This window comes from Ruegeria sp. CDSA079, from assembly GCF_059612245.1.
The window spans coordinates 206,607-218,750 of record NZ_JBXWQF010000004.1; the positions used below are offsets into that span (position 1 = coordinate 206,607).

Here is a 12,144-nt window from a genome sequence, read left to right on the forward strand (position 1 = left end):
TTACCAACCGCATTGAACCTGCGGAGCTTTTGCTTCATTTTGCGCCGGAAATTAACCCCGTGCCAGCCCGGAGCGCAACATGACCCTTTCCCCTTCGTCAGAAACCGCAGAAACCCCAAAAGCCAAGTATAACAGGGTCATGCTAAAAATCTCGGGCGAGGCTTTGATGGGGGATCAGGGATTCGGCCTGCATCCACCAACCGTTCAGCGCATCGCGCAAGAGGTGAAATCGGTTCACGATCTGGGTGTTGAGATCTGCATGGTCATCGGCGGCGGCAACATTTTCCGGGGCCTGAGCGGCTCGGCTCAGGGCATGGAGCGGACCACGGCAGATTACATGGGCATGTTGGCCACTGTGATGAACGCGCTGGGAATGCAATCGGCACTGGAAGAGAACGGGGTTTTCACCCGTGTGATCTCGGCCATTCGTATGGATGAGGTGTGCGAGCCGTATATCCGTCGTCGGGCCGTACGACATCTTGAGAAAAAACGGGTTTGTATTTTTGCGGCCGGAACCGGAAACCCTTATTTTACCACCGACACCGCAGCCACCCTGCGCGCCAATGAAATGGCGTGCGAGGCAATCTTCATGGGCAAGAATGGTGTTGATGGCGTTTACGACAAGGACCCAAAAGAACACGCAGACGCTGTGCGCTATGACACCGTCACGTACGACGACGTATTGGCCAAGCGACTGCGCGTGATGGATGCCTCGGCCATTGCGCTGGCGCGGGATAACAATCTGCCTCTGATCGTCTTCGGGCTGGATGAGCCAGGCGGTTTCCGTGGCATTCTGGCGGGTGAGGGGACCTACACCAAAGTTCAGGGCTAAAGCAGACGTTAACGACCCTACAAAACCCCGGCTTTTCGTCGGGGTTTTCTTTTTGCCGTGACTTGACGGTCATGGACGTGCCTGTCTAAGTGTCGGTGCTCTTTTTTGACCAAAGAGCTGCCCTGTGGTTTGTCGCCTTTCGGCGCAATCAAAGGTTGGGCTGGAAGACCTGCCATGATTTCTGAGAGGTCCGGAAACATGTGCGGGCATCTCATTGATCTGACTGCAAAACAAAGGAGACATGAGGCATGAGTTCTCTGGATACAGATTTCGTTCGGGCACAATTCCCGGCCTTTTGCGAACCCAGCTTGCAAGGTCAGGCGTTTTTTGAAAACGCGGGTGGGTCTTATACGTGCAAACCGGTGATCGACCGGCTGACGCGGTTCTACACCCAGCGCAAGGTTCAGCCCTATGCCCCGTACGAGGCCAGCCGTCTGGGTGGCGCGGAAATGGACGAGGCGCGTGCGCGCATGGCTGCACTCCTGGGGGTCGACACCGATGAGCTGAGTTTTGGTCCTTCGACCACGCAAAACACCTATGTTCTGGCGCAGGCGTTCCGGCAATGGATGACGCCCGGCGAAGCCATCGTCGTGACTAATCAGGATCATGAGGCCAATTCCGGCCCGTGGCGCCGCCTGGCCGAGGCAGGGATTGAAATACGGGAATGGCAGATCGATCCCGAAAGTGGTTCTCTGAACCTACAGGATCTCGAGAATATTCTGGACGAAAAGGTGCGTCTGGTCTGTTTCCCGCATTGTTCAAACGTAGTTGGAGAGATCAATCCGGTGACGGAAATTACTGCCATCGCCCACGCGGCAGGTGCATTTGTATGCGTAGACGGCGTGTCCTATGCCCCCCATGGTTTCCCGAATGTTGGCGATCTGGGGCCGGATATCTATTTGTTTTCGGCCTATAAAACCTATGGCCCACATCAAGGCTGCATGGTCATTCGCCGCACATTGGGAGAGTTGCTGCCCAATCAGGCGCATTATTTCAATGGCGACGTGCTGTACAAGCGCTTTACCCCGGCTGGTCCGGATCACGCGCAGATTGCTGCCTGCGCAGGCATGGTGGATTACTTTGAACAGCTTTGTGCCCATCACGGTGGGCCAGAGGCTGATGCGGCCTCGCAAGGTGCGTTTGTGCATGATCTGATGCGTACGCAGGAAGTGTCTTTGCTGCAGCCTGTATTGGATGCGGTCAAGGATCGCAACGCCGTGCGTCTGATTGGACCGTCAGATGCCACCAGACGTGCGCCCACGGTTGCCCTGTCTTTAAACCGCCCTGCCGAACCCGTCGCCGCAGAGCTGGCCAAGTATGGTGTCATGGCAAGCGGGAGCGACTTTTACGCCGTGCGTCCGTTGCAGGCCATGGGTGTCGATCCGACGCAGGGTGTGTTGCGGTTCAGCTTCACACATTACACGTCGCAACAGGAAATTGATCAGCTTTTGGACGCACTTGAACGCGTTTTGTGATCCATTATCCCCGAGCCTTCGTAAAACGAAGAAAACCTCGGGGCGGAAATGGAAGACGAGCACACTCCGATCATAATGTGGTTCCGACGGGATTTACGCCTGTCGGACCATCCAGCATTGGCAGCAGCGGCAGAGAGTGGCCGCCCGGTTGTACCAGTGTTCATTCGCGATGAACTTGTGGAACGGCTGGGGGCGGCACCAAAATGGCGTTTGGGGCTGGGATTGGAAGCGCTGTCCGAAACCTTGGCTCGGTTGGGCAGCTTTTTGGTCCTGCGAAGCGGGGATGCGCTGGTTCAATTGCAACAGCTGGTCGCTGAGACGGGTGCAAACGCAGTCTACTGGTCGCGATCCTATGATCCGGTCTCGATCGCACGCGATACGGAAATCAAGACCGCTCTGACCGAGCAAGCTGTTGAAGCGAAGTCCTTTGCCGGGCATTTGCTCTTTGAGCCGTGGGAAGTCGCCACCAAAGCTGGTCAACCATTTCGCGTCTACACTCCGATGTGGCGGGCCGTTCAGGGGCGGGACGTTCCCGCTCCTGTTGCGGCGGTGAAACGATTGCCATCACCCGCTTCATGGCCGGGTACAGAGGACCTGCGCGCGTGGCAATTGGGACGTACACTGAACAGAGGCGCGGCTGTCCTGCGCCCCTATGTTCAACCTGGCGAGCAAGCCGCCCACGATCATCTGGACGCGTTTCTGGACCGCATTTCGCAGTATTCCAACCATCGCGACCGGCTGGATCATGACGGAACGTCGAACTTGTCCGAATACTTGTCGCTGGGCGAGATAGGCCCGCGCACGGTTTGGCATCGGGTTCATCAGGCTGCTTTGTTGGGGGCATCAGGCACCGAGGCTTTTCTGCGTCAACTCGTATGGCGTGAGTTTGCCTATCATCTGATGTATCACACGCCACGCCTGGTCTCTGACAATTGGAAGCCGGAATGGGATAGCTTTCCGTGGAATACGGACCCCGACCATCCCGACGTTGTTGCCTGGACACAGGCCAGAACCGGTATCCCGGTGGTCGATGCCGGGTTGCGCCAGATGTATGTGACGGGCCGGATGCACAACCGGGCGCGGATGATTGTGGCCAGCTATCTGACCAAACATTTGATGACACACTGGAAAATCGGAATGCAGTGGTTCGAGGACTGCCTGATCGACTGGGACCCGGCCTGCAACGCTATGGGGTGGCAATGGGTGGCGGGATCCGGCCCGGACGCGGCACCGTTCTTTCGGATCTTCAACCCTCAAACCCAGGCCGAAAAGTTTGACCCGAACGGTGCATATCAAAGGCGATGGGTTGCCGAGGGTCAGAGAAACCCCAGCGACACAGCCCTTTCTTATTTCGATGCGGTCCCTCGGTGCTGGCACCTGAGACCGGACGCAATCTATCCCATGCCCGTAGTTGCATTGCCCGAGGGTCGAACCCGAGCCCTGAGCGCATATGAAAGCCGAAAATCCCACTAAGGAACTGAAAACTTGCCAGAAACAAAATCGCGGCCTAGCCTTAATCCCACACCGCAAAGGGGAGAGCGGATGATCCTGACGACAACTGAAGGGCAGAAAGACCTGCCCAGGTATTTTGCGCAAGTCTTCAAGATGCTGACCCAAATGGAGTACGGGCGTCTTGATATCACTTTGCCCGATGGGCGCACATTCCGTGCCGAAGGGTCCAAGCCGGGGCCGGTTGCTCAAATCAATATCCATGATGGCGATGTTTTTGCGCGCCTGATCCGAGAGGGTGAATTGGGCTTTTCCGATGCCTATCTGGATGGCCACTGGAGCACGCCCGACCTGCGTTCGTTCATGGACCTCGTGCATCTAGGGTCCGAGACCGTGTATGACGGGTTCACCGGCAAGTTGCTTGTGCAAGCTTATGAACGACTTCGGTTCTGGCTGCACCGCAACAACCGGGCACAGGCGAAGAAAAATATCTCGTATCACTATGATCTGGGAAATGAATTTTATGGCCTTTGGCTGGATGATACGATGACGTATTCCAGCGCGATTTTCGAATCTGGGCAGGAAAGTCTGGAAAAGGCGCAGACTGCGAAATACGCAAGCCTTGTGGATGAGATGGGGGCCAAGCCGGGCGACCACATTCTTGAGATCGGCTGCGGCTGGGGCGGGTTTGCGGAATACGCTGCTAAGGAACGCGGCCTGCGCGTGACATGTCTGACAATCAGCCAAGAGCAGTTTAAATACGCCAAGGAACGCATTGAAAAAGCAGGGTTAACGGATCACGTTGAATTCAAGCTTCAGGACTACCGCGACGAGCGCGGCGTGTATGACGGTATCGCTTCGATCGAGATGTTTGAGGCTGTAGGCGAGCGATACTGGCCAGTCTATTTCGAAACGGTGCGCGAGAGGTTAAAGCCCGGTGCGCAAGCGACCTTGCAGATCATCACCGTCGGTGATCATCGATGGGATTACTATAAAAACAGTGTAGATTTCATTCAAAAATATATCTTTCCGGGTGGGATGTTGCCGTCACCGACGGTCTTGAGGCAGCAAATCCACCAGGCCGGGTTGAGCGTCGTGAAATCGAAAGAGTTTGGCAAAAGTTATGACCTGACGCTGCGCCGCTGGTACGAGACGTTCAACGCCAAATGGGACCAGATCGCCGACATGGGCTTTGATGAGCGTTTTCGCCGCATGTGGAATTATTATTTGACCGCATGTGGTGCGGCCTTTGACACAAGCAATTGTGATGTGACACAGATCACCATAACAAAACCGAACTAACCAACGGAACGTTACATGCCGACTGCCTCGCGTCTTGTTGCCGCTTTTTGCCTTATTGTGCTGGCCTTTATCGTTTCCGGCATGATCATCGAAAACGGTGAAGAGGGTAAGGACTATGGCTACTTCACTTTCGTCAACATGGGGCTCGGGGCAATTTGCGGTTGGAAAATCATGGGTAAGCGTGCCGGGCGTGGCTGGGCGTCGGGGATCAATAACGGTCTGACTGGCGTTGCTTCGTTGGTCTTTTGGGCGCTGTTTGTTCAAGGGTGTTACGAGATGTTCCGTCTAGCCATGCGCAACAGATACGGTGGCCCGTTTGAAGCGGTCATGGCCATTTTCAAGATCGGTATCGAATATGGCAAACTGCTGATTACACCCGAAATTCTGGTGGCATTTGCCATTGGGGCCGTCGTTTCCGGTTTGGCGACCGAGCAGGCTCATCGCAAATGGCGCTGATCCAGGACCTTCATAAGAGAGTTTGAAATTGCCTGATTTGTTCTTCTATGGAACGCTGCGGTATCTGCCGTTGCTGGAACGCGTTCTGGGCCGCCCTGTGCAAGAGATTTCCGTTCAACCTGCCAGTCTTCCTGATCATGCCGTTCACGCGGTGCACGGGCAGGACTTTCCGATGATCCAGTCCTCTCGGGGAAGCAATGCGCAAGGTGTGTTCGTTCAGGGCTTATCACCCGAGGATTTGGCCCGCTTGGCCTTTTACGAGGGGGCGTTTGACTATGATCTGTCTCCGATGGCAATCGTTCTGCAAGACGGATCAGAGGCACAAGCACAGGTTTTCTTTCCCGCCCCCGGTACCTGGCAGCCGACGGGTCTGTGGTCCTTGCAGGCTTGGGCGGACAAATTGGGCGAGATCACGGCGTTGGCTGCGGAAGAAGAGATGGCGTATTACGGCAAGGTTGACGCTCAGACCATGCTGGGTAACGTCCGTCCGTTTCAAACTCGGGCCTGGGCCAAGATTCTGGCTCGGAAACGGCGTACAGGCGATCCAAGGGATACAGGCAAAGACGTAATCGTGCATCGGCATGAGCGGGCTTATGTCAACTATTTCGGGATGGAAGAGATCGACCTTCAGCACCGTCAGCATGACGGCTCCATGGGACCGATCTTGCATCGGTCCGGCCTGATGCAAGGCAGTGCCGTATCCGTTCTGCCTTACGACCCCATACGCGACACTGTTCTTTTGGTTGAACAATTCAGACCGCCAGCCTTTTTGATCGACGACCCCGAGCCCTGGCTGTGGGAGGCAGTGGCCGGCATGATCGATCCGGGCGAAACGCCCGAGCAGGCGGCCCATCGCGAAGCTATGGAAGAGGCCGGGGTGCAATTTGACCGGCTGGAATATGTAAGCGGTGCTTATTCCTCAAGCGGGTCGTCCTCGGGGTTCATGTATCTCTACGTAGGATTGGGGGATTTGACCCACACAACCACAAACGGCGGTCTCGACACCGAAGGAGAAGACATCCGCAGTCAGATTTTGCCGTTTGATCAGTTCATCGACATGACCGATCGCCATCTTTTCAAGGATGTGCAACTGGTCGCTCTGGCTTATTGGCTGGCGCGCCACCGGGATCGATTGCGTGCGTGACTATCGCGCTTGTGGTCGCGGCGGTGCGGCTGTAAATCTTCGGGGATACCAAACGACAAGGGGCCATCATGCGCATTGCACGAGATCTTGCTGACGCAGTAGGGAAAACACCGTTGATCCGGCTGCGCCGCATCAGTGAAGAGACCGGCTGCGAAATTCTTGGCAAAGCCGAATTCATGAATCCCGGTCAGTCCGTGAAAGACCGTGCAGCCCTTTTCATCATCCGTGATGCTATTGCGCGGGGGGATCTGAAACCCGGTGGAACCATCGTTGAAGGTACGGCCGGAAACACCGGTATCGGCCTGGCACTGGTGGGCGCGTCGATGGGGTTCAAAACGGTGATCGTGATCCCGGAAACCCAATCGGAAGAGAAAAAGGATATGCTGAGGCTGGCCGGCGCCCAATTGGTGCAGGTGCCCGCGGCCCCGTATCGCAACCCCAATAACTTTGTGCACTATTCCCGCCGTCTTGCCGAGGAACTGGCCAAAACGGAACCCAATGGCGCGATCTGGGCCAATCAGTTCGACAATGTGGCGAATCGTCAGGCCCACGTGGAAACAACGGGTCCTGAAATCTGGGAGCAGACAGGCGGCAAGGTCGACGGGTTTATCTGTGCAGTTGGGTCCGGTGGTACGTTGGCTGGGGTTGCCGAAACACTGCAGCCCAAGGGTGTTAAAATCGGTCTGGCCGATCCGATGGGCGCTGGCCTGTATTCCTATTACACCACTGGCGAAATCGCGATGGAAGGCGGATCGATTGCCGAAGGTATCGGGCAGGTGCGGATCACCAAGAACCTTGAAGGGTTCGCTCCGGATCACACCTATCAGATCACCGACAACGAGGCGTTGCCGTATATCTTTGATCTGCTACGCGAAGAGGGGCTGGTCATGGGTGGTTCGACGGCAATCAACTTGGCCGGTGCCGTCCGTCTGGCCAAGGAGATGGGGCCGGGCCATACCATCGTGACGATCTTGTGCGACTATGGAACTCGGTATCAGTCGAAACTGTTCAACCCGGACTTCCTGCGCGAAAAAGAACTTCCGGTTCCGGATTGGATGACCGAGGCACCACGCAGCATTCCCGGCGTGTTCGAGGACGTATAATGTTGGCGCAGGTCCGCCTGTTTCTGACCCTTCTTTTCCTGTGTCTCGTCGGGTTTGCAAGCGGCGCGGATGCGCAGCTGACAGACCGGCAAAGTGAGTACTATCAGGACTGGCTGAAAACAGCGGACCGCGCTGAATCCGTGATCGAGGCAAATCGGGCCTCTGATGCGGCCCTGGAAAATTTACGTTCGGAAATAAACGGTTACAGAGATGACTTTAACCGAGCAAGAGGCGCCAATACCGAACGTATCTCAACGTTGGAAAGTCAAATCAAGGCTCTTGGTCCCAAACCCGAAGGGGACGCGACCGAGCCTGAAGATATCGCCAAGCTACGCGCACATCTTGAAAAGCAGCTCAACAGTCTGCGTGTGCCCCGCATCATATCGGAAGAAGCGTACAGCCGCGCCAACGGGCTGATCAGCGAAATAGATCAGATCCTTCGTGCACGGCAGACGAAGGAATTCTTTGAACAGGGTCCGTCACCGATAAACCCCGCGTATTGGGGTCCGGCATGGGTGGATGTAAAAGAAGCAGTCCAGAGCCTGGTAAATGAAACGATCACCAACTTTCGTTCAGATGTTGTACGCGAGCAAATCCGTGATCGCGGACTGGCGATCTTCATACTGCTGGCCATTTCAGCCGTACTGCTGATCTTTGGCAAACGGTGGTCCGAAAAGGGGGGTGATTACCTCAGGCTGTGGGGCGGATCCGGGACTGGAGTTTGGTCTTTTGTCATTTCGCTTTTACGCATTCTGTTGCCTTGGGTTGGAGTTTTGGCCGCAGTTACTGCGATTAGCCTTACGGGCGTTACCGGTTTGAGGGGAAGCCTGCTGCTGCAGAACATTCCGTATTGGGCAGGGATAATCTTATTCTACGACTGGATCGGTCGTCAGGTATATGTGATGGGCGCGTCGCAGGGGTTCAAACGGCTGTCTGCTGCAAAAATAACGGAACTGCGCCTGTATATCGATCTGCTTGCCCTGATGCTGATTTTGCACGAAATGGCACTGCTGTTCGAACGGATCGAGAACATCTCTGACGCGACCCGGGCCGTTGTCAGTTTCCCGGTCATTATCGCAACAGCTTTGTTGTTGCTGCGGATACGCCAGATCCGAACAACTGACGGTCCGCCGGATCAAGCTGCATCAACTCGCGCTGCAGGCTTCAGCCAATTGGTTGAATTCTTACGCCGGGCATTGTTCCTGCTAGGGATTGCGTCTCCTGTTTTGGCGATCTTCGGGTACACCAATGCGGCCGAAGCAGTCGTGTTTCCCGCAGTGAAGACTCTGGTGCTCATCGGGGCGTTGGTCATCCTGCAAAGATTCATCAGCCAGATTTACGGGTGGATTACCGGGCAGGGGGATGCAGCGCGGGAGTCTCTTTTTGCGGTGCTCGTCGGTTTTGCAATGGCCATCGTGGCGCTGCCTATTCTGGCGATTTACTGGGGTGCGCGCGAAACCGATCTGCTTGAAGCGTGGTCGCGCTTGCTGCTTGGTTTCGACATCGGTGGTGTCACGATCTCACCAACCAACTTCCTGACCTTTGTTGCTGTCTTCGCAATCGGTTACGCGCTGACACGGTTGCTGCAAAGCGGATTGCGCAACTCGCTATTGCCGAAGACCAGCATTGACCCAGGTGGGCAAAACGCGATCGTCGCAGGTTCGGGGTATGTCGGCATTTTTCTCGCTGCTCTTGTGGCAATCATGGTGGCCGGGTTTGACTTGTCGTCGCTTGCGATTGTCGCAGGTGCCTTGTCGGTCGGTATCGGCTTTGGTCTGCAAACCATCGTGTCCAACTTCGTATCTGGCATCATCCTTTTGGTGGAACGCCCCATTTCCAAAGGAGACTGGATCGATGTGAACGGTATGATGGGGTATGTGCGCGACATCTCGGTCCGCTCGACCCGGATCGAGACCTTTGACAGGACCGATGTGATCGTTCCGAACTCGGACCTGATCAGCGGGGTTGTCACCAACTATACACGCGGCAACACGATTGGCCGTGTGATTGTGCCGGTGGGTGTCGCCTATGGGACTGATACGCGGCTGGTCGAAACTATCTTGGGCGAGATTGCCAATAGCCACCCGATGGTCCTGGCGAACCCTGCGCCCAGTGTGGTGTTTCAGGGGTTTGGTGCGGATTCCCTGGACTTTGAAATCCGTGCAATCCTGCGAGACGTAAACTGGGTTCTGTCAGTGAAATCTGACATGAACCATGAGATCAACAGCAGGTTCTCAGAGGCAGGCATCGAGATTCCCTTTGCTCAGCGTGACATCTGGTTGCGTAATCCTGAAGCTCTCCAAACCTCCGGCGAGTCAGGGCAGGTCGATTCTGAACCCTTGGATGCCCAGCAGCGTGAGACCGCAAAGAAACCGGTGGACCTGACCGAAACGGATTTAGACCCTGACGCAGGTGATGAGGTCTGAGGTCTTAGTCAGTGGAATGCATTCGGTGATTTTCGTTGAAAATTGTTGACCGGAGTTATTTGAATTATTCTACGGATTTCGCCGAATTGAGGCCTTGCAAATCCAATGACATTGGTCCAAATATCGCCGGCACGGAGAGGTGGCCGAGTGGTCGAAGGCGCACGCCTGGAAAGTGTGTAGGCGGGAAACCGTCTCCAGGGTTCGAATCCCTGTCTCTCCGCCACTAATTTTCCCTGACATGGTGAAAGCTGGCCCCGCCAAGATATTGGTCGGGTTGATTTGCTTATGTCGCACGGCGGAACCAGCGTTGAAAACGGGGCGGGCAGGTCGACTGTAAAAGCAAGGCGGGAATGCCTGTTTCTTAATCTTTGCTAACACTCTGAAATTTCAAACGCGCATAGACCCAGGGCCGCAGCCCTTCAAAACAACACTGTTTTCCCACGGGTCAAACAACGCAAATCATAAACATTAACAATAATGTCAATTTGATATAGACTTGCAGTGTTATTGATCAGTAACGCGCGGGTACTCGTGTGACACAGACACTTTATGAAAAGTATGGCGGCTTCAAAACGATCAGCCGTGTCGTGATGACTTTCTATGAAATGGCATTGGAGTCTGATGAAATCGGCCATTACTTTGAAGACATCGATATGCCCCGTTTGATTGACCATCAGACGAAGTTTGTATCCTCTTTGATCGGAGGGCCTGCTTCATTCAACGACGACAGGATCGAAGCCGTTCACCGACATCTAAACATCTCACACGATGAATTTGACGTTATGGCCGAATTGTTCGGTGAAGCGTTGAGCGCCCATGGCATGTCGGACGGTGACGTCAAAACAGCACTGGCAGCAATCGAAGGAAAACGGTCCATCATCGTCGTCCGGACTGCGGCATGAGCATTCTGGCAATCAATGAGCAATTGTTGCGGGCGATCGGTGTTGGTGTCGCAGTGGTCCGCGCCTCGGATCTGGAGTTTGTGTTCCACAACGGACCCTTCGCAGAATGGTTCGGGACCCCGGAGGAGGGCAATACACTCAAAGATATCCTACCAAGTCTCGACCCCAAAGAGCTGGAAGATGTCAAACAATCGGGCCTGAGGTACTCTGTCGAGCTTCAGATCAAGCCAAAGCGCCGGACGTTGATCTTTGCGGTGGCAGTTTCGTTGGCTAATGGTTTGTCTGATCAGGTGCTGATTGTCGAATGTCAGAACATCACGCGCATTCGCGAGTTGGAAAGCATGATCGACAGCTATTCCACCATGGTCGAACGCAACACCCGAGAGCTTGAGCGTGAAAAGGAGAGGGTCGAGCGCCTGTTGCTGAACCTGATGCCGCGGGCCGTCTATGAAGAGTTCAAGACGTTCGGTGTTGTGACGCCTCAGCTATATCAGCAGGTTTCGGTGGTGATGCTGGATTTTGTCGGGTTCACGGATTTTGCCGCCAAAACCGACCCGACCGTGACCCTGAGTGAGCTGAACGATATATTCACGGCCTTTGACCGCATCGTCGAGCAATTCGGCTGCGAGCGGATCAAGACAATTGGCGACGCCTACCTGGCGGTGTCTGGTATGCCAGACCCGACCCCGGATCACGCCACCGCCGTGGCGCATTGCGCCGTGCGGTTCCTGCGTTATCTGGAGCGTCGGAACGAAAGCCATCCGCATAAATGGCAGGCTCGGATCGGTCTGGGGATGGGGGCTGCGGTCGGATCGGTCGTCGGTATTCAGAAATATGTCTATGACGTTTTTGGTCCGGCTGTGAATATTGCTTCCCGCTTGCAGGTCTTTGCCAACCCCATGAACATCGTGGCCCCGGAAGAGATGAAGTACGCCCTGATCGACGAATTTCAAGTTTCGGATCTTGGGGCAGTCGAAATCAAGGGTATGGGCGAGATGGACCTGATCAATGTGACCTCGGGCCTGAGTATGCCACAGGGCAGCCGGTCGCTCTGA

Annotated in this window: 10 protein-coding genes and 1 tRNA gene; all 11 read left to right on the forward strand. The window is 55.3% G+C overall.

The window, feature by feature from the left end; genetic code table 11:
* Positions 1 to 79 precede the first annotated feature (79 nt).
* The 11 genes from pyrH to AC2FJZ_RS06150 all read left to right on the forward strand — a co-directional run bounded on the left by pyrH (position 80) and on the right by AC2FJZ_RS06150 (position 12,144).
* A complete protein-coding gene (gene pyrH, locus AC2FJZ_RS06100; RefSeq protein ID WP_496776537.1) occupies positions 80 to 832 on the forward strand; it encodes a UMP kinase in 753 nt (250 codons plus the stop codon).
* A 248-nt stretch (positions 833 to 1,080) separates the two neighbouring features.
* Entirely contained in the window at positions 1,081 to 2,307 is a 1,227-nt protein-coding gene (locus AC2FJZ_RS06105; protein WP_496776539.1) for an aminotransferase class V-fold PLP-dependent enzyme, read from the forward strand.
* Between the two features lie 48 nt (positions 2,308 to 2,355).
* Complete coding sequence (locus tag AC2FJZ_RS06110; RefSeq protein WP_496776541.1) at positions 2,356 to 3,780, forward strand: cryptochrome/photolyase family protein; 1,425 nt, start codon at positions 2,356 to 2,358, stop codon at positions 3,778 to 3,780.
* A 69-nt stretch (positions 3,781 to 3,849) separates the two neighbouring features.
* Positions 3,850 to 5,058, forward strand: a complete 1,209-nt coding sequence (locus AC2FJZ_RS06115) for a class I SAM-dependent methyltransferase (protein WP_496672495.1) — start codon at positions 3,850 to 3,852, stop codon at positions 5,056 to 5,058.
* Between the two features lie 15 nt (positions 5,059 to 5,073).
* Positions 5,074 to 5,514 carry a TrgA family protein gene (locus AC2FJZ_RS06120; protein WP_496776543.1) on the forward strand — a complete coding sequence of 147 codons (441 nt, stop codon included), beginning with the start codon at positions 5,074 to 5,076 and terminating at the stop codon, positions 5,512 to 5,514.
* 28 nt (positions 5,515 to 5,542) lie between these two features.
* Complete coding sequence (locus AC2FJZ_RS06125) at positions 5,543 to 6,658, forward strand: NUDIX domain-containing protein (protein ID WP_496672489.1); 1,116 nt, start codon at positions 5,543 to 5,545, stop codon at positions 6,656 to 6,658.
* 68 nt (positions 6,659 to 6,726) lie between these two features.
* Positions 6,727 to 7,761: a cysteine synthase A gene (locus AC2FJZ_RS06130; protein ID WP_496776545.1), complete on the forward strand. Its 1,035-nt coding sequence runs from the start codon at positions 6,727 to 6,729 to the stop codon at positions 7,759 to 7,761.
* Positions 7,761 to 10,187: a DUF3772 domain-containing protein gene (locus AC2FJZ_RS06135; protein ID WP_496776547.1), complete on the forward strand. Its 2,427-nt coding sequence runs from the start codon at positions 7,761 to 7,763 to the stop codon at positions 10,185 to 10,187. Before AC2FJZ_RS06130 ends, AC2FJZ_RS06135 begins: the two co-directional genes overlap by 1 nt.
* Before the next feature lie 133 nt (positions 10,188 to 10,320).
* A tRNA-Ser gene (locus AC2FJZ_RS06140) sits at positions 10,321 to 10,410 on the forward strand.
* A 310-nt stretch (positions 10,411 to 10,720) separates the two neighbouring features.
* Positions 10,721 to 11,089 (forward strand): group I truncated hemoglobin, encoded by a 369-nt coding sequence (locus AC2FJZ_RS06145; RefSeq protein WP_083445232.1) that lies wholly within the window; start codon positions 10,721 to 10,723, stop codon positions 11,087 to 11,089.
* Entirely contained in the window at positions 11,086 to 12,144 is a 1,059-nt protein-coding gene (locus AC2FJZ_RS06150) for an adenylate/guanylate cyclase domain-containing protein (protein WP_496673048.1), read from the forward strand. Before AC2FJZ_RS06145 ends, AC2FJZ_RS06150 begins: the two co-directional genes overlap by 4 nt.

What these genes read in the sequence shown, in the direction of transcription:
- pyrH (WP_496776537.1), top strand. Translation starts at nt 80, where the DNA reads ATGACCCTTTCCCCTTCGTCAGAAACCGCAGAAACCCCAAAAGCCAAG.
- AC2FJZ_RS06105 (WP_496776539.1), top strand. Translation starts at nt 1,081, where the DNA reads ATGAGTTCTCTGGATACAGATTTCGTTCGGGCACAATTCCCGGCCTTT.
- AC2FJZ_RS06110 (WP_496776541.1), top strand. Translation starts at nt 2,356, where the DNA reads ATGGAAGACGAGCACACTCCGATCATAATGTGGTTCCGACGGGATTTA.
- AC2FJZ_RS06115 (WP_496672495.1), top strand. Translation starts at nt 3,850, where the DNA reads ATGATCCTGACGACAACTGAAGGGCAGAAAGACCTGCCCAGGTATTTT.
- AC2FJZ_RS06120 (WP_496776543.1), top strand. Translation starts at nt 5,074, where the DNA reads ATGCCGACTGCCTCGCGTCTTGTTGCCGCTTTTTGCCTTATTGTGCTG.
- AC2FJZ_RS06130 (WP_496776545.1), top strand. Translation starts at nt 6,727, where the DNA reads ATGCGCATTGCACGAGATCTTGCTGACGCAGTAGGGAAAACACCGTTG.
- AC2FJZ_RS06135 (WP_496776547.1), top strand. Translation starts at nt 7,761, where the DNA reads ATGTTGGCGCAGGTCCGCCTGTTTCTGACCCTTCTTTTCCTGTGTCTC.
- AC2FJZ_RS06150 (WP_496673048.1), top strand. Translation starts at nt 11,086, where the DNA reads ATGAGCATTCTGGCAATCAATGAGCAATTGTTGCGGGCGATCGGTGTT.